This is a genomic window from Kitasatospora sp. Xyl93 (assembly GCF_055383135.1).
In genome coordinates this window covers 134,907-156,347 of sequence record NZ_AP029185.1, presented here as the reverse complement: position 1 = coordinate 156,347, position 21,441 = coordinate 134,907, and the positions used below count along the sequence as shown (strand labels likewise).

Annotated in this window: 18 protein-coding genes and 1 pseudogene; 12 read left to right on the top strand and 7 right to left on the bottom strand. The window is 74.0% G+C overall.

Annotation, left to right across the window (positions count from 1 at the left end):
• Nucleotides 1–159 precede the first annotated feature (159 nt).
• Nucleotides 160–315, top strand: coding sequence for a DUF6131 family protein (locus ACZ5GH_RS00755; protein ID WP_359903176.1), 156 nt, complete (start codon nucleotides 160–162; stop codon nucleotides 313–315).
• A gap of 61 nt (nucleotides 316–376) precedes the next feature.
• Here the strand turns inward: ACZ5GH_RS00755 and ACZ5GH_RS00750 are convergent, their stop codons facing one another.
• Nucleotides 377–718, bottom strand: a complete 342-nt coding sequence (locus ACZ5GH_RS00750; RefSeq protein ID WP_464333073.1) for a hypothetical protein — start codon at nucleotides 716–718, stop codon at nucleotides 377–379.
• A gap of 126 nt (nucleotides 719–844) precedes the next feature.
• Here ACZ5GH_RS00750 and ACZ5GH_RS00745 point away from each other — a divergent pair, with 126 nt between their 5' ends.
• The 3 genes from ACZ5GH_RS00745 (at nucleotide 845) to ctaF (ending at nucleotide 3,790) form a co-directional block, all read left to right on the top strand.
• A complete protein-coding gene (locus ACZ5GH_RS00745; protein ID WP_387755387.1) occupies nucleotides 845–1,486 on the top strand; it encodes an L-threonylcarbamoyladenylate synthase in 642 nt (213 codons plus the stop codon).
• A 196-nt stretch (nucleotides 1,487–1,682) separates the two neighbouring features.
• On the top strand, nucleotides 1,683–3,398 hold the full coding sequence (gene ctaD / locus ACZ5GH_RS00740; protein WP_464333072.1) for an aa3-type cytochrome oxidase subunit I: 1,716 nt from the start codon (nucleotides 1,683–1,685) through the stop codon (nucleotides 3,396–3,398).
• Complete coding sequence (gene ctaF / locus ACZ5GH_RS00735) at nucleotides 3,395–3,790, top strand: aa3-type cytochrome oxidase subunit IV (RefSeq protein ID WP_401115518.1); 396 nt, start codon at nucleotides 3,395–3,397, stop codon at nucleotides 3,788–3,790. The genes ctaD and ctaF overlap by 4 nt, the downstream gene beginning before the upstream one ends.
• On the opposite strand, the gene qcrB is transcribed toward ctaF, so the two are convergent.
• Nucleotides 3,756–5,465, bottom strand: coding sequence for a cytochrome bc1 complex cytochrome b subunit (qcrB, locus tag ACZ5GH_RS00730; protein WP_464333071.1), 1,710 nt, complete (start codon nucleotides 5,463–5,465; stop codon nucleotides 3,756–3,758). The genes ctaF and qcrB overlap by 35 nt on opposite strands.
• A 133-nt stretch (nucleotides 5,466–5,598) precedes the next feature.
• Nucleotides 5,599–6,021 carry an SsgA family sporulation/cell division regulator gene (locus ACZ5GH_RS00725; protein WP_387755397.1) on the bottom strand — a complete coding sequence of 141 codons (423 nt, stop codon included), beginning with the start codon at nucleotides 6,019–6,021 and terminating at the stop codon, nucleotides 5,599–5,601.
• 427 nt (nucleotides 6,022–6,448) lie between these two features.
• On the opposite strand from ACZ5GH_RS00725, the gene ACZ5GH_RS00720 reads away from it, so the two are divergent.
• Complete coding sequence (locus ACZ5GH_RS00720; protein WP_387755400.1) at nucleotides 6,449–7,648, top strand: enoyl-[acyl-carrier-protein] reductase FabV; 1,200 nt, start codon at nucleotides 6,449–6,451, stop codon at nucleotides 7,646–7,648.
• Between the two features lie 23 nt (nucleotides 7,649–7,671).
• On the opposite strand, the gene ACZ5GH_RS00715 is transcribed toward ACZ5GH_RS00720, so the two are convergent.
• The 4 genes from ACZ5GH_RS00715 to ACZ5GH_RS00700 form a co-directional block, all read right to left on the bottom strand.
• The gene (locus ACZ5GH_RS00715) at nucleotides 7,672–8,256 is read right to left on the bottom strand and encodes a hypothetical protein (protein ID WP_387755403.1); all 585 of its coding nucleotides are present in this window, start codon (nucleotides 8,254–8,256) and stop codon (nucleotides 7,672–7,674) included.
• A gap of 141 nt (nucleotides 8,257–8,397) precedes the next feature.
• A complete protein-coding gene (locus tag ACZ5GH_RS00710) occupies nucleotides 8,398–9,597 on the bottom strand; it encodes an NAD(P)/FAD-dependent oxidoreductase (protein WP_387755406.1) in 1,200 nt (399 codons plus the stop codon).
• The gene (locus ACZ5GH_RS00705; protein WP_387755409.1) at nucleotides 9,594–9,791 is read right to left on the bottom strand and encodes a ferredoxin; all 198 of its coding nucleotides are present in this window, start codon (nucleotides 9,789–9,791) and stop codon (nucleotides 9,594–9,596) included. The genes ACZ5GH_RS00710 and ACZ5GH_RS00705 overlap by 4 nt, the downstream gene beginning before the upstream one ends.
• 94 nt (nucleotides 9,792–9,885) lie before the next feature.
• Nucleotides 9,886–11,085: a cytochrome P450 gene (locus tag ACZ5GH_RS00700; protein ID WP_387755412.1), complete on the bottom strand. Its 1,200-nt coding sequence runs from the start codon at nucleotides 11,083–11,085 to the stop codon at nucleotides 9,886–9,888.
• 186 nt (nucleotides 11,086–11,271) lie between these two features.
• Between ACZ5GH_RS00700 and ACZ5GH_RS00695 the strand changes: the two genes are divergently transcribed.
• The 7 genes and pseudogenes from ACZ5GH_RS00695 (at nucleotide 11,272) to ACZ5GH_RS00665 (ending at nucleotide 21,427) form a co-directional block, all read left to right on the top strand.
• Nucleotides 11,272–11,868: a MarR family winged helix-turn-helix transcriptional regulator gene (locus tag ACZ5GH_RS00695; protein ID WP_464333070.1), complete on the top strand. Its 597-nt coding sequence runs from the start codon at nucleotides 11,272–11,274 to the stop codon at nucleotides 11,866–11,868.
• A 31-nt stretch (nucleotides 11,869–11,899) separates the two neighbouring features.
• A pseudogene (locus tag ACZ5GH_RS00690) lies at nucleotides 11,900–13,599 on the top strand (PTS transporter subunit EIIC).
• Between the two features lie 56 nt (nucleotides 13,600–13,655).
• Nucleotides 13,656–17,084 carry a SpaA isopeptide-forming pilin-related protein gene (locus ACZ5GH_RS00685; protein ID WP_464333069.1) on the top strand — a complete coding sequence of 1,143 codons (3,429 nt, stop codon included), beginning with the start codon at nucleotides 13,656–13,658 and terminating at the stop codon, nucleotides 17,082–17,084.
• A 171-nt stretch (nucleotides 17,085–17,255) separates the two neighbouring features.
• Complete coding sequence (locus ACZ5GH_RS00680) at nucleotides 17,256–17,612, top strand: ArsR/SmtB family transcription factor (protein ID WP_387755424.1); 357 nt, start codon at nucleotides 17,256–17,258, stop codon at nucleotides 17,610–17,612.
• A gap of 127 nt (nucleotides 17,613–17,739) precedes the next feature.
• Nucleotides 17,740–19,047: an MFS transporter gene (locus ACZ5GH_RS00675; protein ID WP_464333068.1), complete on the top strand. Its 1,308-nt coding sequence runs from the start codon at nucleotides 17,740–17,742 to the stop codon at nucleotides 19,045–19,047.
• 95 nt (nucleotides 19,048–19,142) lie between these two features.
• Nucleotides 19,143–20,048 carry a hypothetical protein gene (locus tag ACZ5GH_RS00670; protein ID WP_387755430.1) on the top strand — a complete coding sequence of 302 codons (906 nt, stop codon included), beginning with the start codon at nucleotides 19,143–19,145 and terminating at the stop codon, nucleotides 20,046–20,048.
• Between the two features lie 257 nt (nucleotides 20,049–20,305).
• Nucleotides 20,306–21,427 carry an FAD-dependent oxidoreductase gene (locus ACZ5GH_RS00665; RefSeq protein ID WP_464333067.1) on the top strand — a complete coding sequence of 374 codons (1,122 nt, stop codon included), beginning with the start codon at nucleotides 20,306–20,308 and terminating at the stop codon, nucleotides 21,425–21,427.
• The last annotated feature ends 14 nt before the right edge of the window (nucleotides 21,428–21,441 follow it).

Sequence of the window (21,441 nt, the reverse complement as noted above, 5' to 3'; positions counted from 1 at the left end):
CGCGTTTGCCCCGGCGGCGGCGCGGTACACGCGTGGGTGTGGAGAACGGGCCGGAGGAGGCCGGTCCCGCTCCCCGGAGACGGTCCCGGCGGGTACGAGCCGACGAGGGCCGCCCCGTCGAACAGCCCCCTCGTCCACCCGTCAACCCTGGAGACCCTCGTGATAGTCCTCGGTGTCATCCTGCTCATCATCGGTTTCGTCACCGGAATCTCGATCCTGTGGACCATCGGCATCGTGCTGGTCGCCATCGGTCTGGTCCTGTGGGTCGCCGGAGCTCTCGGGCACGCCGTCGGCGGCCGCCGCCACTACTACTGACCGCGCTCAACCGCTGCTCAGCGGCGTGCGCCGGCCGTTCGACGCACCTGGACCGCCCCGCTCAGGGGCGGTCCTCGTGCAGTCCGCAGAGCCAGGCCAGTGCCCGGTGGACGCCGAGCACATAGCTGTGGTCCGCGCCCTGGGTGCGGACCCGGTGGAGATGGACGGCGGCGGCCTGGCACTCCGCCAGCAGCTGGGCGTGGCCCGGGCCGGTGGCGCCGGCCGTCGCGGCGGCGGTGACCGGCGCCGCGACCTGGGCGCCGGCGGCCCACCGGTAGGCGCCGAGCACGCCGTGCTCGAAGCCGCTCCAGGGCCGGGGGCGCCGGTTGACCTTGTCGATCGCGGCGAACACCTCGTCCAGCGGCCGCACCCCCACCGCCGGGACCGTCTCGTCACTGGTCATGTCCGCAACCTACGTCCGCCCGTCACCGCCCGCCGGGGCGGGTAGGCTGACCAGGTCGTGTCCGGCCGGAGAGGTGGCCGGGCCGGAGGAACGGGGCGGGCCGGCGGCCCGCCGGTGGAGACCCTGATGACTCGTCGATTTGACTGCTCGGACCCGTCCGAGCGCGCAGCCGGGCTGCGCGAGGCCGTGGCCGCGGTGCGCCGCGGTGAGCTGGTCGTGCTGCCCACGGACACCGTGTACGGCGTGGGCGCGGACGCCTTCGTGCCGCAGGCCGTCGACCGCCTGCTGCGGGCCAAGGGCCGGGGGCGGAACATGCCCTCGCCGGTGCTGGTCGGCTCCCCGGAGGCCCTCGACGGGCTGGTCGAGGTGACGGAGCGCGCGCGGAACCTGGTCAAGGAGTTCTGGCCGGGCGGGCTGACCGTGGTCGCCCGCCACCTGGAGTCGGTCGACCTCGACCTCGGCGAGACCAACGGGACGGTCGCGGTGCGGATGCCCGCGCACCCGGTCGCCATCGAACTGCTCAACGCCACCGGGCCGTTGGCGGTCTCCAGCGCGAACCTGACCGGGCACGACTCCCCGCAGGACTGCGACGCCGCCCAGGGCATGCTCGGCGACTCGGTCGCCGTCTACCTCGACGGGGGCCCGACCGCGGCCGCCGTGCCCTCCTCGATCGTGGACGTCACCGGTGAGGTGCCGGTGCTGCTGCGGGCGGGCGCGATCGGCGCCGAGCGCCTGCGCGAGGTGGTCCCGGACCTGCGGGAGCGCTGAGCCCGCCGCCCGCGGACGGCGCCGCCCGGGCGCGGCGCCGCACCCGGGCGCGGGCCCGTACCGCGTGGCGCCCCGGCGGCCCGGGCCGCCGCCGCTAGGGTCGGCGATGGCGTGCGAGGGCGGGCCCTCCGCTTGGGCCGGGGAGGGGATCGGCGCCGCGACCGGGGGGCGTCACCGGCTCCGCTGCGGAGGTTCCATGAGCGCTTCGTCCACCGCGCCGCCCCGGGCGCAGCACCGCACCCGGGCGCGCGTCCGGCAGGGCGGCACGCTGCTGCGCTGGCTGTTCACCACGGACCACAAGGTCATCGGGAACCTGTACCTGGTGACGGCCTTCGGCTTCTTCCTGGCCGGGGGCGTGATGGCGCTGCTGATGCGGGCCCAGCTGATGGGGCCGGACACCGGGCTGCTGTCGAACGAGCGGTACAACCAGCTGTTCACCATGCACGGCACGATCATGCTGCTGCTGTTCGCCACCCCGACCTTCGCCGGGTTCGCCAACGCGATCATGCCGCTGCAGATCGGCTCGCCGGACGTCGCCTTCCCCCGGCTGAACGCCTTCACCTACTGGGCCTTCCTGCTGGGCGGGCTGATGGTGCTGAGCGGCTTCCTCACCACCGGGGGCGCGCCCTCCTTCGGCTGGTTCGCGTACGCGCCGCTGAACGGGCCGCTGTTCTCGCCCGGGCCGGGCGGGGACCTGTGGGCGCTCGGCCTGGTGGTGGCCGGCCTCGGCACCATCCTGGGCTCGGTCAACTTCATCACCACCATCACCTGCCTGCGGGCGCCGGGCATGACGCTGTTCCGGATGCCGATCTTCACCTGGAACGTGCTGTTCACCTCGGTCATGGTGCTGCTGGCCTTCCCGGTGCTGACCGCCGCGCTGCTCTGCCTGGAGGCGGACCGCAAGTTCGGTGCGCACGCCTTCGACGCGGCGAACGGCGGGGCGCTGCTGTGGCAGCACCTCTTCTGGTTCTTCGGCCACCCCGAGGTCTACATCGTCGCGATCCCGTTCTTCGGCATCGTCACCGAGATCATCCCGGTGTTCAGCCGCAAGCCGGTGTTCGGCTACTACGGCATGATCGGCGCGACGATCGCCATCACCGCGCTGTCCATGTCGGTGTGGGCGCACCACATGTTCGTCACCGGCCACGTGCTGCTGCCGTTCTTCTCGATGATGTCCTTCCTGATCGCGGTGCCCACCGGGGTGAAGTTCTTCAACTGGGTCGGGACGATGTGGAACGGCTCGCTGTCCTTCGAGACCCCGATGCTCTGGTCGATCGGCTTCATGGTGACCTTCCTGTTCGGCGGGCTGAGCGGGGTGCTGCTGGCCGCGCCGCCGATCGACTTCCACGTCACCGACAGTTACTTCGTGGTGGCCCACCTGCACTACGTGCTGTTCGGCACGGTCGTCTTCGCGACCTTCGGGGGCTTCTACTTCTGGTGGCCGAAGCTCACCGGGAAGATGCTCGACGAGAGGCTGGGGAAGGTGCACTTCTGGATCCTGTTCGTGGGCTTCCAGAGCACCTTTCTGGTGATGCACTGGCTGGGCGCCCAGGGGATGCCGCGCCGCTACGCGAGCTACCTGCCGGCCGACGGCTTCACCACACTGAACGTGTGCGCCTCGATCGGCTCGTTCCTGCTCGGGGTCTCCAACCTGCCGTTCTTCTACAACGTCTGGCGGACCACCCGGTACGGGGAGAAGGTCGCCGAGGACGACCCGTGGGGCTGGGGCCGGTCGCTGGAGTGGGCGACGTCCTGCCCGCCGCCGTCGCACAACTTCCACGCGCTGCCCCGGATCCGCTCCGAGTCGCCGGCCTTCGACCTGCACCATCCGGAGGTGCCCCCGGAGGAGTCGTCGGGCGGCGCCGCCGGGGTGCCGCAGGGCCGCAGCGGTGAGCGGGGGAGCGGGCGGTGAAGGCGGAGGGGTGGCTGTTCGCCGTCATGACGGCGTTCTTCGCGGTGACCGGGCTGGTCTACGGCTTCTGGGCGCAGGAGCCGGCCGGCAAGGCGATCCTGACGGTGGCGTTCCTGATGTCCGGCCTGGTCGCGCTGTTCTGGTTCGTCCAGCACCAGCGGCTGGGCGGCGGCCGGGCGCAGGACCGCGAGGAGGCCGAGATCGCGGAGGCCGCCGGGCCGGTGGGGTTCTTCCCGGCCCGCAGCGGCTACCCGGTCCTCGCGGCGGTCGGCGTGACGGTCTTCGCGCTGGGGCTGGTGTTCGCCCGGTGGCTGATCGTCGTCGGCGCCCTGGTGCTCGCGCTCTCGGTGGCCGGCTTCATCTTCCAGTACCGCGACCACGGCGCGGGCTGAGGCGGCGCAGCAGCCGCCGGAGCGGGCCGCCCGGGACGGGCCCGGGCGGCCGGGCGGCCGGCGGAGCGGGGTGGGCCGGGGCGGTGAGGACGGCCGCGATGTGCGCCGACTCCCGCTCGGTGGAGGGCAGTTCGACCCGGTCGCGGTGGAACCAGGAACTGGCCGCGGCGCGTACCCGCCGGTGCCGGGGCGCTCCCTCGGGTGCGGTCACCGGGTCCGTCGCGGCGCGCGCCAGCAGCACGTACCGCTCGGCGGCGGGCACCGGGCGGTGGTGGCCGGTGAAGCCGCCGTCGTGGGACTGGTCGATCCGGCCGGTCTCGTCGCCGTCCAGCAGCCGGGCGCGGTCCCGGGCTTGCAGGGCCAGGCAGAGCCGCCGGGTGAGCACGAAGACCACCGGCGGCAGCACGACCAGCGCCGCCCGCAGCGCCACGGTGAGCGCGTTGACGGAGACCTCGAAGGCGTACGCGATCACGTCGTTGCCGCCGGCGACCAGGAGCACCGCGTAGACGGTGACCCCGGCGGCGCCCAGGGCGGTACGGGTGGGCCGGTTGCGCGGACGGTCGCACAGGTGGTGCTCGCCGCCGCCGGGGTCGAGCCACCGTTCGACGAAGGGGTAGGCGTACAGCGCCGCGAACAGCAGGCCGGGCACCACCAGGGCGGGCAGGAAGACGTTCCACGACACGGTGTGCCCGAGCACCCTGGTCTCCGCGGCCGGCATCAGCCGCAGCGCCCCCTCGATGAAGCCGATGTACCAGTCCGGCTGGGCGCCCGTCGCGACCACGTCGGGGCGGTAGGAGCCGTACCGCCAGATCGGGTTGACCTCGGCGAGGAACGCCGACAGCGCCATCACGCCGCCCACCGCGAACAGCAGGCCCACCGTGCGGGTCAGGAACTGGGGGAAGAACGGCATCCCCACCACGTTGCGGTTGGTGCGGCCGGGGGCGGCCCAGTGGGTGTGCTTCAGCACCACCACCAGCGTCAGGTGCGCCCCGACCAGGGCCAGCAGCAGGCCGGGGACCAGGAGCACGTGCACGGTGAACAGCCGGGGGATGATCTCGTGCCCGGGGAACTCGCCGCCGAAGGCGAACAGGGTGAGGTAGGTGCCGACCAGCGGCACCGAGAGCAGCACGCCCTCGGCGATCCGCAGGCCGGTGCCGGAGAGGGTGTCGTCCGGCAGCGAGTAGCCGGAGAACCCCTCCAGCAGCGCGAGGCTGAACAGCGTCACCCCGATCACCCAGTTGAGTTCGCGCGGGCGGCGGAACGCCCCGGTGAAGAACACCCGCAGCAGGTGCACGCCGATCGCGGAGGCGAACAGCAGGGCCGACCAGTGGTGGATCTGGCGGATCATCAGTCCGCCCCGCACCTCGAAGCTGATCCGCAGGGTGGACGCGTACGCCTCGGACACCCGTACGCCGCTGAGCGGCAGGTAGGCGCCCCGGTAGACGACCTCGTCCATGCTCGGCTGGAAGAAGAGCGTCAGGTAGACGCCGGTCAGCAGCAGCACCACGAAGCTGTACAGCGCGAGTTCGCCGAGCAGGAAGGACCAGTGGTCCGGGAAGACCTTGCGCAGCAGCTCCCGGCCCGCCTCGATGACCGGCAGCCGCCGGTCCAGACCGGCCGTGACGCGCTCGCCGGCGGACGGCCGGCGCCTGCTCGAAGCCCTGGTTTCGTCCACGGCAGGAACCTAGTGGGCCTCGCGGCGCGCGGGGCGGCCGAGCACCGCGGTTGCCGTGGCGGGCGGGGGCAGAGCACTCCAACGGCGCAACGGCGGGGTCGGCCCGTGCGGCGCGGGCCGGTCGACCGGGCGGTCAGTCCTCGTCGAGCAGCCGGGCGAGCGCGGCGTCCACGTCCAGGTGCTCGGACTCCGTGCCGGCCGGCACCAGCAGGAAGGAGTCCGACAGGAACGCGGAGACCTCCCCCTCCGGCGCGCTGAGGACGGCCTGCCCGCCGTCGGGCCCGCGCAGGGTTATCAGGACCTCGCCCTCGTGGCCCGGGCTCACCAGGACGTCGCCGCTGCCGGTCGGCGCGTGCCGGCCCTCGTTCAGCAGCTCCCGGCTGAAGTACCAGCACACCTGGGCCTCGGACGGTGCGCACTCGCAGGGCGTCAGGGGGAACGCCAGGCAGGCCGCGTAGGGGAGGTCGGGGTCGAACCGCAGCTCCGCGGTGACCGGGACGTCGGGCAGCGGGCTGTGGGGGAAGGTGACGGGCATCGGGTGGACGGGCATCTGCATCGAAAGATCCTCCTGTGGCCGTGGCGCCGGTCCCCGGCGGTCCGGAGACCCTCACCGGCGCCTACCCGGTGCACCGGGACACAGTCGACGGGCACGCAATCTCCACAACTCGGTTGTGCGGACGGGCAGTTCGTCGGCGGAGCGGCGCGGAGGCGGCGCCGTCCGGTCGGCCGGGGCATCATCGCGGGATGACGACGATCAAGAACCGCCGGGCTCCGGCGGCTCGACCGCCCGGGCTCCCCGGCGGCTGACCGGCTGACCGGCCGTCGGGATAGCCGAAGCGGGACCGCGCCGCAATGACGACCTCCCACAAGCGCTGGCCGGATCTTCCGTGACGGCGTGGCAAAGGCCGCGCCCGTCGACGCGGATAGGCTCCGGACGAACGACACCAAGATCACGATCTTCGGATCGGAGAGGGCGCCACCGCGTGAGCAACCAGCAGATCACCCCCAAGCAGCGGGGCTACCTGATCGTCAACTCCCACCCCACCGGCAGCGGAGCCACCGTCGACCGCCAGTGGCAGCGCATCGAGCCCGCGGCACCGGCCGACCGGGCCCCGGTCGCCCTGATCCTCGGCGCCAGCGCCGGATACGGCCAGGCGCTCCTGCTCGCCGGGCTGCGCCGCCAGGGCATCCGCGGCATCGGCGTCGGCTTCGAGGCCGCCGCCACCGAACGGCGCACCGCCACCGCCGGCTGGTACCGCACCGCCGCGACCTCGGCCCTGGTCGAGCGCGACGGCGGTGACTTCACCTTCGTCAACGCCGACGCCTACGCGGACGCCACCCGCGCCGAGGTGCTCAAGCTCCTCACCGAGCGCTACGGCAAGGTCGACTACCTGGTCTACTCGCTCGCCTCGCCCCGGCGCACCGACCCGGCCACCGGCGAGGTCCACCACTCGGTGATCAAGCCGCTCGGCGCCCCGTACACCTCGCCGTCCCTGCTGTTCGACGACGGGGCCCCGCAGATCGGCACCGTCGACCTCACCCCGGCCGACGAGGCCGAGCGGGCGGCGACCGTCAAGGTGATGGGCGGCGAGGACTGGCGGCTGTGGGTGCGGGCGCTGGCCGAGGAGGACCTGCTCGGCCCCGGCTTCACCACCGTGGCCCTGTCCTACGTCGGCTCCGAGATCACCGCGCCGGTCTACCGGCAGGGCACGATCGGCGCCGCCAAGGAGCACCTGGAGGCCACCGCCCGTGAGCTGCAGACCGGGCTGCTCGCCGACCGCGGCCGGGCATTCACCGTCGTCGCCGGCGCGGCCGTCACCCAGGCGTCCACCGCCATCCCCTCCATCGCCCTGTACACCTCGCTGCTGCGCAACGTCCTCGGCGAGGACGGCTGGCGCACCACCGACGACCAGGCCGTGGACCTGTGGGAGCAGCTGACCGGCGCGAAGGAGCTGGTCCTGGACGCGCAGGGCCGCATCCGCCTGGACGGCTGGGAGCTGGACCCCGGCGTGCAGGACCGGGTGCGGGAACTGTGGGCCGACCCGGCGGCCGCGCTGGGCGCCGACCCGGCCGGGGCCGCCTGGTTCTACAACCAGTTCCGGCAGCTGTACGGCTGGGACGTCCCCGGCGTCGACTACACCGCCGGGGTCGAGACCTCGGTGCCCTGGCCCGGGCAGGCGTAGCAGCTCGGCGGCCGCGCCGGCCGTCACCCCGTCAGCGGACGGGACCGGTCCAGCAGCCGGACGACGAGTGCCACCAGCAGGGCGGCGCCCAGTGCGTACACCGGCAGCCAGAGCGTGGTGGTGGCGGACAGGCAGCCGGCGACGGCGAGCCGGGCCTGTTCGTCCTGCGCGGTGGCGAGCGCGGCGCCGTCCCGGGCGGCCAGGTCGCCGAGGGCGGACTGCGCCTGCAGCCGCGCGTAGTCGCCCAGGTGGGGGCAGGTGCGGCGGGTGCCCGGCATCGGGAACAGCCAGGACCAGCGCTGCATCGCGGGGGCCAGGGCGAGGGCCGCGCTCAGCCCGACGACCAGCGCGTAGGCAGCCAGGTTCCGGGCGTAGCCGGCACCGGCGTCCGTCGCGCGGGTCGGCGGGTGGGTGGAGGACAGGACCACCGCCAGGAGGGTCAGCCCGATGTAGGCGGAGAACCACTGCCACGTGCCGGAGGAGAGCGAGAAGGCCAGTACGGCGGCCAGCGCGGTGCCCAGGACCCCGGCCCGGGAGCGTGCCGCCGGGACGGGGGCGGGGACGGGGGCCGCGGGCCCCGGGGCGGCTCGGCGGCTGCGGTCGTCCATGTGCGCTCTCCCCTGGCCGGCTGCGGGCCACCAGTCTCCGGGCCCGGCCGTCCCGCGGCCCGCGCACCATGCCGGACCGCCCGCCGCCTCGCCCGGTTGGCGGGCGGACCGCAGCTGCCCGGTCCATACCCGCCCGGAGCCTCAGGTGGGCTCGGGCGGCCACGGACCGTGCGCCGCCACCTGGGCGCGCAGCCCGCGCAGCGCCCGGGCGGAGGCGATCCCCACCGCGCCGGTGACCAGTCCGTCCCGGACGCAGACGGCCGCGAAGCGGTGCTCCGCCAGGCTGCCGTCGACCACCTCGAACCGCTGCGCGCCGCCGGGCCGGCCGAACACCTGGACCCGCAGCCCGTACTGGTCGGTCCACAGGTAGGGGACCGGCCGGTAGGCCGTCCGGGCGCCGTCCGGCCCGGCCAGCAGGTTCCGGGCCGCGTGCATCGCCTGCTCGGTCGCGTTGGTGCGCTGTTCGAGGCGCCGGTGGCGGCCGGTTCGCGGGTCGGGCCAGGAGGCGGCGTCCCCGGCCGCCCAGACGCCGGGGCCGGCGGCGCAGTAGGCGTCGCAGACCACGCCGTCGTCCAGCGGGACGCCGCTGTCGGCCAGCCACTCGGTGGCCGGCTCCGAGCCGACGGCCATCAGCACGGCGTCGGCGGTCAGTTCGGAGCCGTCGGCCAGCCGGACGCCGACGGCCCGGCCGCACCGTTCGAGCAGCGCGGTGGCCACGCCCCGGTGGAGCCGCACCCCGTGCGCGCGGTGCAGGCCGGTCAGCAGCGCGGCCGTCTCGGCGCCCAGGACGGCGGCCAGCGGTGTGGCGGTGGAGGTCAGCCAGGTCACCTCGGCGCCGAGCCCGACGGCGGTGGCCGCCGCCTCGGCGCCCAGCAGCCCGCCGCCGACCACCAACAGCCGTACGCCCGCGCGCAGTTCCTCGCGCAGGGCGAGGGCGTCGGCGAGGGTGCGCAGCACGTGCGCCCCGGGCCGGGGCGCGTCGGCGCCGGGGAGCCGGCGCGGGCGGACCCCGGTGGCGACGACGACGGCGTCGCAGCGCACCCGCCGGCCGTCCGAGAGCCGCACGGTGCGTTCCCGGCGGTCCAGCCGCTCGGCGCGGACCCCGAGGCGCAGGTCGAGCCGGAGCCCGTCCAGCGCCTCGGGGCCGCGCAGGGCCAGGCGGTCGGGCTGCCACTCCCCGCCGAGCAAGTGCTTGGACAGCGGCGGCCGGTCGTACGGCGGCTCCGGCTCGGCCCCGATCAGGGTGAGGCGGCCGTCGTAGCCGGAGCGGCGCAGTGCCTCGGCGGCGTGCAGCCCGGCCGCGCCGGCGCCGACCACGGCCACGTCCCGCAGTGCGGTCACACCTGCTCCAGGCTGATCGCCGAGGCCGGGCAGACCGCGGCGGCGTCCCGGACGGCCTGGTGGAGCCCGGTGGGCGGTTCGGCGTCGAGCAGGACGACGATGCCGTCCTCGTCGCGCTGGTCGAAGACGTCGGGGGCGGCGAGCACACAGTGCCCGGCGCCGCAGCACTTCTCCTGGTCGATCCGGACGAGCATGGTCTTCCCTTCGGAACGGGTGCCCCGGCGGTCGCGAACTCCGCCGCGGGGCAGGTGGGTCGGTGTGGTGGGGACGGTCAGCGGGGGGAGCCGGTCACCAGGTGACCGGCAGCTCGTGGACGCCGTAGACGAGCATCTCGCCGCGGAAGCGGATCTCCTCGAACGGGACGGCCAGGCGCAGCCGGGGCAGCCGCCGCAGGACGGTGGCCAGCGCGATCTGCAGCTCCAGCCGGGCCAGCGGCTGTCCCAGGCACTGGTGGCCGCCGAAGCCGAAGGCCAGGTGGCGGCGGGCGTCGCGGGTCAGGTCGAGCTCGTCGCCACCGGGGAACTCGCGCTCGTCCCGGTTGGCGGTGTTGACCATGCAGACGACGCCCTCGCCCGCCCTGATCCGCACGCCGTCCAGGTCGACGTCCTCGGTGGCGACCCGGGACAGGCCGGAGTGCACGATGGTCAGGTAGCGCAGCAGCTCCTCGACCGCGCCGGGCACGGACTCGGGGTGCTCGCGCAGGTGGTCGAGCTGGTCGGGGTTGCGCAGCAGGGCGAGGACGGAGAGCGCGGTCATGTTCGCGGTGGTCTCGTGTCCGGCGATCAGCAGCAGCCGGCCCATCGAGCCGATCTCCTCGGTGCTCAGCTCGCCGCGCTCCAGCAGGCGGCTGAGGATGCCGTCGTCGGGCCGGGCGCGCTTGGCCTCGGTGAGGTCGACCAGGTAGTCGACCAGCTCGGCCTGGGCGGCGGTGACCTGCTCGGGGGTGGCGGAGCGGTGCAGCAGGACGCGGCTGCGCTCCTGGAAGAAGTCGTGGTCCCGGTAGGGGACGCCGAGCAGCAGGCAGATCACCAGGGAGGGCAGCGGCAGGGCGAACTCGCGGACCAGGTCGGCGTGCGAGCGGCCCTCGGTCATCCGGTCCAGCAGGTCGTCGGCGATCCGCTGGACCTCGGGGCGCAGCGCCTCGACCTTCTTGATCATGAACTCGCCGGTCAGCATCCGGCGGTAGCGGGAGTGCTCGGGCTCGTCCATCCGGATGATGGTGGGCCGGCCGGTGTTCAGCTGCCGGGCGCCCGCGCTGATGAACGGGAAGCCGGGCCGGGTGGAGTCGGAGCTGAACCGGGGGTCGGAGAGGACCGCCTTGATGTCCTCGTGGCGGGTGACCAGCCAGCTGGTGGAGCCGTCCCACAGGGAGACGCGGCTGACCGGCTCCTCCTGTCGGGCCTGCCCGTACGCGGGCGGCGGGTCGAACGGGCAGGTGCCGCGGGCGGCGGGGTGGGTGAAGCGCGGGGTCCTCTCGGTGGTGGCCATCGGTGAATCCCCTTCCGGGAGTTGGGCCGGGCGTCATTACGTGCCCAAAGCAACTAACTGAACGTCACGCTAACTCGCGTTCCGTGGTGGCGAAAGGGCGTACCGGGTGTCGGCCGAATCTGTCCGGAATCCGGCCATGCTTCCCCGTCCGGACCGCCGTCGGCACCCGATCGCTACAGTTCCCCCATGTCGGACGAAGAAGACGCCGAAGACGCCCGGACCACCGCCTCCCCGCCGGAGGGGCTGGACGGCCTGGAGGACGTACTGGCCACGCTGACCTACCTGCTGACGCGGTCCCAGGAGCACGAGCGCCGCACCGCGCGGGCCGGCATCACCGCCAACCGCTCGGACGTCTACCTGCTGCGCGCGCTCGCCGAGGGCGCGGGGGCCAGCCGGGTGAGCGACCTGGCCGACCGCCTGATGGTCAAGCCCTCCCACGTGACCCGGCAGATCGACCGCCTCCAGGGCCAGCAGCTGGTGGAACGCAGCCAGGACGAGTTGGACCGGCGGGCCCGCCAGGTGGCCATCACCCCCGACGGACGGGAACTGCTCGACCGCCTGAAACAGGCCAACATCGCCGGACTCGCCGGGGCGCTGGACGGCGTCCCCGAGCCGGACGTCGCCGCCACCGTCAGCGTGCTGCGCCACCTGATCGACCGGTACGTGCACCGGGTGCGCACCATGCGGGCCGAGGACGACCCGCTCGCGGACCGGGCGGACGGTGCCGCCCGCCCCCCGGCGACGGCCGCCCGGCTCGGCACCGCCGCGCACGCCGGCGGTTGAGCCCGGGGAGCACCCGGGTACGCCCCCCGGCATGTCGGACGAGAAGAACCGCGCCGTGGCCGAGGCGATCCTCCCGCTGGTCGGTGGCGCCGCCAACATCCACTCGGTCGCCCACTGCATGACCCGGCTGCGGCTGGGCCTGACGGACCGCTCCCTGGTCGACACCGACGCGCTGCGGGCGCTGCCGGCGGTCCTGGGCACGGTCGAGGACGACACCTACCAGATCGTGCTCGGGCCCGCCGCGGTCGCCGGGGTCACCGGGCAGCTGCGCCGCCTCCTGGAGCCCGCCGCCGCACCGGCGGGAGCGGCCGGAACGGGGGAAGCGGCCGCGCCGGAGGTCCGGGACGCCACCACCGCCGAGGCGCTCGCCGGGCGCGGCGAGCGCCTCCGGGCCGAGGCCCGGCAGCGCAACGCCACCCCGGTGAAACTGGCGCTGCGCCGGATCGCGAACATCTTCGTCCCGCTGATCCCCGCCCTGATCGGCTGCGGCATCGTCGCCGGCCTCTCCGGCGCCCTCGCCAACCTCGGCTGGGCACCGGCGCTGGTCACCGCGCTGGGCCCGGTCTCCTCCGGGTTCATGTCCCTGATCGCCGTCTTCGTCGGCTACAACACGGCGAAGGAGTTCGGCGGCACACCCGTGCTCGGCGGGGCCGTGGCGAGTGTGATCGTCTACGCCGGGGTCGCCAAGGTGGAGGCCTTCGGGCACCACCTCACCCCCGGGCAGGGCGGGGTGGTCGGGGCGCTCGGCGCCGCGCTGCTGGCGGTCCACCTGGAGCGCTGGACCCGCCGGCTGGTGCCCGCCGCCCTGGACGTGCTGGTCACCCCCACCGTCACCGTCCTGCTCGGCGGGCTGGCCGCGCTGTTCGGGCTGATGTTCGTCGCGGGGGAGGTCTCCACCGCCATCGGCCGCGGCGCCACCTGGCTGCTCGCCCACGGCGGCCTGCTCGCCGGGCTCGTGCTCGGCGGCCTCTTCCTGCCGCTGGTCATGCTCGGCCTGCACCAGGCGCTGATCCCGATCCACACCACCCTGATCCAGCAGCAGGGCTCCACCGTCCTGCTGCCGATCCTCGCCATGGCCGGCGCCGGGCAGGTCGGCTGCGCGGTGGCCGTCTACCTGAGGCTGCGGCGCAACGCCTCCCTCCGGGCCACCATCAGGTCCGCCCTCCCGGCCGGCCTGCTCGGCGTCGGCGAGCCCCTGGTCTACGGGGTGACCCTGCCGCTGGGGCGCCCCTTCGTCACCGCCTGCGTCGGCGGCGCCGCGGGCGGCGCCTTCGTCGGGGCGGCCGGCCAGCTCGGCGACGCGGTCGGCTCCACCGCGATCGGGCCCTCCGGCTGGGCCCTGTTCCCGCTGCTGGCCGACTCGCACGGACTCCTCGCGGGCGCCGCCGTCTACGGAGGCGGGCTGCTGACCGGCTACCTCGCGGGCTTCCTGGCCACGTACTTCTTCGGCTTCACCCGCGAGACCCTCGCCGAGTTCGACGCCCCCGCCGCGGGCGGGAACCCCGGATAGCCGCCGAGGAGATCGGCGGCGGCCCGGTGCGGGCGGGCGTGCACAGACCCGGGCGGTCGGCGGCACCGGGCCCGGCGGGCACGGACCGGGCCCGGTGCCGCCGACCGGGTGCACCGGCGCGGCGTTCAGGCGAAACCGCTCGCGTGTCACCGTCGCCCGGCGCTGCGGCCCAGGACACTCCGAGGGCCGTACTGCATCCACAGATGAAAGGACTGAGGTGAAGCCCAGTCAGAATCCGGCGACCGCCGTGACCTGGAGACGCCGACTCGGCAGGGCGATGGGTTCCGCCCTGGCCCTGGCGCTCGTCCCCTTCGGCATGTCGCTCGTCGCACCGACGGCCGCCCACGCGGCCGGCCTGCCCGGAGGGCTCGGTCCCTGCCTGGGCGCGGACTGTCCGGCCACGTTCCCGCCGATCAACAACGGCCCCTTCGCCGGACGCGACGCCGGCGTGAACATCTTCGTCGGCGGCGACTTCAACGTCAGGGGTTCGGCCGCGGAGGCCGAGGGCCACGTGGTGACCCTCGGCAACTTCGACCAGAACAAGGCGGCCGGCGTCAGCTCGGTGTACAACATCGGCATCGTCGGCGTGGGCTCCCGCGTCCCCCCGCCGGACGGCGCCGACTTCCTCACCGCCGGCGGCAACGTCACCATCGCCCCGGGGCAGACCCTGCTGGCGGACGGGGGCGTGGTCCGCTACGCGGGCACCGCCACGGGCAACATCACCGGCACGAAGGTCCAGGACCCGCAGGCCGTGGCCGCCTACACGCCGCTGCGCGGCCAGCTGCAGACGGCGAGCGAGTGCTACGCCGGGGTCGGCACGCCACGCCCCGCCACCGGGACCGCCGTCAACCAGGGCTACCAGACCCTGTTCACCGGTGACGGCACCTCCGCCCTCCAGGTCTTCAACGTCGACTTCGACCTGGTCGGGAACGGAGGCGGCACCCAGGGCATCGCGTTCGCCGGCATCCCCGCGAACGCCACGGTGCTGGTCAACCTCGTGGGTGGCGCCCGCACCATCAACACCTACAGCGGCAGCCTGGTGGACAACGACCCCTGGAACCAGCTGCGCGAGCGCCTGCTGTGGAACTTCCCCACCGCGACGACCGTCACCCTCACGGGCTCCGGGCAGTTCCAGGGCAGCGTGCTGGTCGGCAACCCGGCCAGCACCGCCACCATGAACCTGCCCGGCCTGAACGGACGGTTCTTCACCACCGGTTCGCTGCTGCACAACTCGGGCTCCGGGATGACCGGTACCGAGTTCCACGCCTATCCCTTCAACGGCGACCTCCCGGAGTGCGGCACCCCGCCGGCGCCCACCGGCTCGACCAGTGTGACGAAGGTCGACTCCGTCACCTCGCAGCCGCTGGCGGGCGCGGTCTTCCAGCTGTGGCGTGAGACCAACGACGTCCCCGGCCTGCAGACCTCGGGGGCCGACCCGGACACCAAGGTCGGTGCCCCGTGCACCACCGGGGCGGACGGCGTCTGCTCCGTGGCCGACCTTCCGCTGGGCACCTACTACTGGGAGGAGACCGCGGCTCCTCCCGGCTACGACCTGCCGCAGCCCCCGGTGACGACCGTGGTGCTCAGCACCGGCGGGCAGAACGTGCCGGTCACCGTCAGGGACACCCTGAGCCCGGTGATCGAGACCGGGTCCACCAGCGTGACGAAGGTCGACTCCGCGACCTCGCAGCCGCTGGCGGGGGCGACCTTCCAGCTGTGGCACGAGACCAACGGCGTGGCCGGTCTGCAGACCACCGGGGCGAACCCGGACACCGCCGTGGGTTCGCCGTGCGTGACCCCGGCGTCGGGCGTCTGCTCGGCGAGCGGTCTGCCGCTGGGCACGTACTACTGGCAGGAGGTCTCGGCCCCCAACGGCTACGACCTGCCCGAGCTCAACGTGACCACCGTGGTGCTGGACGCGAACGGGGAGACCGTCCCGGTCACCGTCCAGGACACCAAGACCAGCGCTCCGGTCGCCGCGACCACCGTCACCAAGGTCGACTCGGTCACGGGGCAGCCGCTGGCGGGGGCGACGTTCCAGCTGTGGCACGAGACCAACGGCGTGGCCGGTCTGCAGACCACAGGGGCGAACCCGGACACCGCCGTGGGTTCGCCGTGCGTGACCCCCGCGTCGGGCGTCTGCTCCGCTGAGGGCCTGCCGCTGGGCACCTACTACTGGCAGGAGACCGACGCTCCGGCCGGGTACGACCTGCCGCAGCAGCCCGTGACCGCCGTGGTGCTGGACACGAACGGGCAGAACGTCAGGGTCACCGTCAGGGACGTGAGGACGGTCGTCCCGACCGGTTCCACCTCCGTCACCAAGGTCGACGCCGGGACCGGCCGCCCGCTGGCCGGCGCCGTCTTCCAGCTGTGGCGCGAGACCAACGGTGTCCCCGGGCTGCAGACCACCGGCGCGAACCCGGACACGGCCGTGGGCTCGCCGTGCGTGACCCCGGCCACGGGCGTGTGCTCCGCCGACGGCCTGCCGCTCGGCACGTACTACTGGCAGGAGACCGTGGCGCCGCCCGGGTACGACCTGCCCGCGGTCAACGTGACCACCGTGGTGCTGGACGCGAACGGGCAGAACGTCCCGGTGACCGTCCAGGATGCCAAGACCAGCGTTCCGGTCGCCGCGACCACCGTCACCAAGGTCGACTCGGTCACGGGGCAGCCGCTGGCGGGGGCGACGTTCCAGCTGTGGCGCGAGACCAACGGCGTTCCGGGTCTGCAGACCACCGGGGCCAACCCGGACACGGCCGTGGGCTCGCCGTGCGTGACCCCGGCGTCGGGCGTCTGCTCGGCGAGCGGCCTGCCGCTGGGCACGTACTACTGGCAGGAGACCGACGCTCCGTCCGGCTACGACCTGCCCGCGGTCAACGTGACGACCGTGGTGCTGGACACCGAAGGGCAGAACGTCAGGGTCACCGTCAAGGACGTGAAGTCGGTCGTTCCGACCGGTTCCACCTCCGTCACCAAGGTCGACGCCGAGACCGGCCGCCCGCTGGCGGGGGCGACCTTCCAGCTGTGGCGCGAGACCAACGGTGTCCCCGGCCTGCAGACCATCGGGGCCGTCCCGGACACCAAGGTCGGCGCGCCCTGCGTCACCCCGGCCACGGGTGTCTGCTCCGCCGACGACCTCGCGCTGGGCGTGTACTACTGGCAGGAGACCGCGGCGCCGCCCGGCTACGAGCTGCCGCGGCCCGCGGTGACCACCGTCATCCTCGACGTACGCCGGCCGGACGTCCAGGTCACCGTCAAGGACGTGAAGACGGTCGTTCCGACCGGCTCCACCTCCGTCACCAAGGTCGACGCCGACACCGGCCACCCGCTGGCGGGGGCGACCTTCCAGCTGTGGCACGAGACCAACGGCGTGGCCGGCCTGCAGACCACCGGGGCCAACCCGGACACCGCCGTGGGCTCGCCGTGCGTGACCCCCGCGTCGGGCGTCTGCTCCGCGGAGGGTCTGCCGCTGGGCACGTACTACTGGCAGGAGACCGCGGCGCCGCCCGGGTACGAGCTGTCGCAGCCCGCGGTGAGCACGGTCGAGCTGACCGAGGACTGCCCGTGCGTGGCGATCACGGTCGAGGACCGGCAGGAGTGCCCGCCGCCGCCGTGTCCGCCCACCCCCTGCCCGCCGGGTGACGAGTGGCGGCAGACTCTGCGTCACACCGCCGTCCCGGGCGCCCTGTGGGGCGCGAACGCCTGATCCGATGACCCGGCCGGAGGAGTCCACAGCGGCCCCTCCGGCCGGGCGCGTCGGGCCGGCGCTGCCCGGCGCTTCGGCCGGTCCGGTCTGTCAGCCGGACCGGCCGAAGCGCTGTCACGGTCCGGACGGCCCGGACGGCGCGCCGGGACGCCGGGGCCCTACGATGGCGCCATGAGCGGCAGCCTTCAGGTATCAGGTGCGCACCATGCGCAGGAGCGTCGGGACGACGAGCGGCTGGAGGCCGCGGCCGGCATCCTGGCGCTGCTCGCGGACCGCACCCGGCTCGCGCTGCTCCAGCGGCTGAGCGCCGGCGAGGCCGACGTGACCACGCTCACCGAGGCGGCCGGAGCCCCCCGGACCTCGGTCAGCCAGCACCTCGGCAAGCTCCGGCTGGCCGGCCTGGTCACCGCCCGCAAGGACGGCCGGCGCGTCGTCTACGCGCTGCGCCACGGCCATCTGCGCCGGTTGGTCGACGAGGCGCTGAGCGTCGCCGACCACCAGATCGGCGGACTCCCGCCGCACGACTGACCCGTTCCTCCCGGCCCGTGCCCTCCGGGGTGCGGGCCGTTCTTTCCTCAACACGTGCACATGCGTGCACATGTTGACCTATCCTGGTCGTGTCGTCCTGCCGCGCCCGTCCGAGCGGGGGTCCCTCATGCTGTCAGTGCTGCGCAACCGCACCTACCTGCACCTGTTCGCCGCCCAGACCGTCGCCCTGGTGGGCACCGGCCTCGCCACGGTGGCGCTCGGCCTCCTCGCGTACGACCTCGCCGGAGCGGACGCCGGATCGGTGCTCGGCACCGCGCTGGCGATCAAGATGCTCGCGTACGTCGGCATCGCGCCGGTGGTCACCGCGCTGGCCCACCGCATCCCGCGCCGGCGCCTGATGGCCGCCTCCGACCTCATCCGGGCCGCCGTCGCCCTCACCCTGCCCTTCGTGGCGGAGGTGTGGCAGGTCTACGTCCTGATCTTCGTCCTGCAGTGCGCCTCGGCGGCCTTCACCCCGGCCTTCCAGTCGGTGATCCCCGAGGTGCTGCCCGAGGAGCGGGCGTACACCCGCGCCCTGTCGCTGTCCCGGCTCGCCTACGACACCGAGAGCCTGGTCAGCCCGGCGCTCGCGGCCGCCCTGCTCGCCCTGATCAGCTACAACTGGCTGTTCTGGGGCACCGCCGCCGGGTTCCTCGCCTCCGCCGCCCTGGTGCTCTCCGCCGTCCTGCCCAAACCGGTCCGGCCGGAGCGGGTGGAAGCGGGCGGGGGCGTGCTCGCCAGGTCCGTCCGCGGCACCCGGCTGTTCCTCGCCGTGCCCCGGCTGCGCGCGATGCTCGCCCTGGACCTCGCGGCGGCCGCCGGCAGTGCCATGGTGATCGTCAACACGGTCGTCTACGTCCGCGGCCAGCTCGGCCGGCCCGCCACCGACGTCCCGGTCGCGCTCGGCGCCTACGGGGCCGGGTCGATGGCCGTGGCCCTGCTGCTGCCCCGGGTGCTCGACCGGCTGCCGGACCGGATCGTGATGATCCCGGCGGCCTTCGGGATCGTCGGCCTGTTCGCCCTGCTCGCCGCGCTCACGGCCGCCGGGCCGGGCGCCTGGCACTGGCCCGTCCTGCTCGCCGTCTGGGCCGCCTTCGGCGCGGTCGGCTCGCTGATCCTCACCCCGACCGGCCGCGTGCTGCGCGACTCGGTGGCCAGGGAGGACCTCCCGGCGGTCTTCGCCGCCCAGTTCTCGCTCTCCCACGGGTGCTGGCTGCTCACCTACCCGCTGGCCGGCTGGCTCGGGGCGGCCCTCGGCCTCACCGCGGCCTCCGCCGCGCTCGGCACCCTCGCCCTGGCCTCCGGCCTCCTGGCCGCCCGCGCCTGGCGCGGGGTGCCCGGGCGGGCGGCACCGGTCCCGGCGCCGGCCCCGGTGGAGAACGCGGTGGACGGCGCGATGGAGGGTACGGAGCGGGACGCCGCGCTGCCCGGCTGACCGCCCCGGCGGCCGTACGGGTGGCCGGATCGGCACCCTTCCCAACCGGCGGACAGCGCGTTATGGATGTTCCATCGGAATGAGGAGGTGTCCTGATGAGCGCGGCCGGCGACGAGCACACCCCGGGTACGCCGATGCGGATGACCCGGTTCGACGACCTCTACGGCCGACCGGACCCCCGGTCGTACTTCGGCGTCCTGGGAGCGCTGGAGTACCAGATACCCCATCACGCCCAGAGCGTCTTCCGCGGCCTGCTGCCCCTGGCGGGCCTGCCCGGACCTCCCGGGCGCCCGGCGGGCCGCCAGGACCACGAGCCGGGGGCCACGGTCCTGGACGTCTGCTGCTCGTACGGCATCAACGCGGCCCTGCTCAACCACCGGGTCACGCTGGAGGAGCTCTACGACCGCTACACCTCGCCGCGGATCGTCCGGCTGACGACCGACGAACTGATCGAGTCGGACCGGAAGTTCTTCGCAGAGCGCCGTCGACCGGACGCCGTGCCCGTCATCGGCCTCGACATCTCCGCGCCGGCCGTCGCCTACGGCCTCGCCGCCGGCCTGCTCGACGCGGGGTTCGTCGAGAACCTGGAGACGGACGCGCCGAGCCCGGAGTTGTACCGGGCCACCCGCGGCACCCGGCTGATCACCCTGACCGGCGGGGCGAGCTTCCTGTCCGCCCGCACCTTCCGCCCGCTGCTGGAAGGCCGGCGGGAACCGCCTTGGGTGGCCGCCTTCGTGCTGCGTACGGTCTCCTACCGGGACATCGCCGACGGGCTGGCCCCGCTGGGCCTGACCACGGAGCGGGACACCTCCCGCACCTACCCGCAGCGGCGCTTCACCGACGCCGACGAACAGCGCTACGCCGTCGCCGCGGTGGCCGCGGCCGGCGACGATCCCCGCGGCAAGGAGACCGACGGCCTCTTCCACACCGCCCTGCACCTGACCCGGCCCGCCGCGCAGGCGACCGCCCGTCCGCTGCCGGCCCTGCTGCTCGACCGGTGAAGCCGCCCGGTGATCCGCGCGGTGGCCTGGTCCGGGGTCCGTCGTCCGGCACGGTCGCGTCGCGCTGTCGCCCTGGTGGCCGGGCTATAGTCACGAGGTCGCGAAAACCGATGTTCTGCGGACCACCCGCCGGACATCGCTCGTACATCGATGCAGATGGTTCTGATCGGTGAGCGTCTCCTCGCCGAGAGCGGGCGTCCCGTCCGCTCCCGGCGCTGACCATCGCCGGCGCGTGCCGGCCAACGGAGGAGCGCAGCATGCGGAAGACCATCGCGATCGTCGGAGCAGGACTGGGCGGGCTGACGCTCGCGCGGGTGCTCCAGGCCCACGGCGTCGCCGCGACGATCTACGAGGGTGAGGCTTCGGCGAAGGCCCGAACGCAGGGCGGCCTGCTCGACATCCAGGTGGAGACCGGACAGGTCGCGCTCCGCGCAGCCGGTCTGTACGACGAGTTCCTCACGCTGGTCCGCCCGGGCGAGGATGCCAAGCGCGTGGTGGACCGCCACGGCACGATCCTGTTCGACCTGCCCGCGGACCCCGGTTCGGCCCGTCCGGAGGTGGATCGGGGCGAACTGCGGCGCCTGCTCATCGACTCGCTGGCGCCCGGGACGATCAGGTGGGGTCACAAGCTCGCCTCGATCCGGCCCGGGGTGGGCGGCGGTTACGACCTCACCTTCGCGCAGGGTCCCGCCGTGCGCGCCGACCTCGTCATCGGCGCGGACGGTGCCTGGTCGAAGGTGCGTCCGCTGCTCACCCCCGCCGAGCCCGTCTACAGCGGAACCTGCTTCATCGAGATCGCCTTCGCCCGGGGCGGCCGGGGCGGCCGGGCGAGCGTGGCCGAGACCGGCAGTGGCACGCTGATGGCCGTCGCGCCGGGCAGGGGCATCATCGCGCATCGCCACGCCGACGGGCGCGTGCGCGGATACGTGGCGCTGAACAAGCCCGAGGAGTGGATGAGGTCGATCGACTTCGGCGACCCGTCCGCCGGCCTCCGTCGACTCGCGGACCAGTTCGACGGCTGGTCGCCGCTGCTCACCGCCTTCGTGACGCAGAGCGACACGGAACCGTGGCTCCGACCCATCTACGCCCTGCCCGTCGGGCTCACCTGGGACAGGGTGCCCGGTGTGACGCTCGTCGGCGACGCCGCGCATCTGATGTCGCCCTTCGCCGGCGAGGGTGCGAACCTCGCCATGTACGACGGCGCGGACCTGGCGGGCGAGTTGGTCGGGCAGCCCGATACCGAGGTCGCGCTCGCCGCCTACGAGGAGCGGCTGTTCGTGCGCGGCGGCGACGCCGCCCGTCGCTCGGAGCGGAACCTGGAGGTCTTCTTCGGCCCGGAGGCACCGCGGAGCGTGGTCACCCTGTTCGATCGTTCCTGACACCCCGGTCCGGC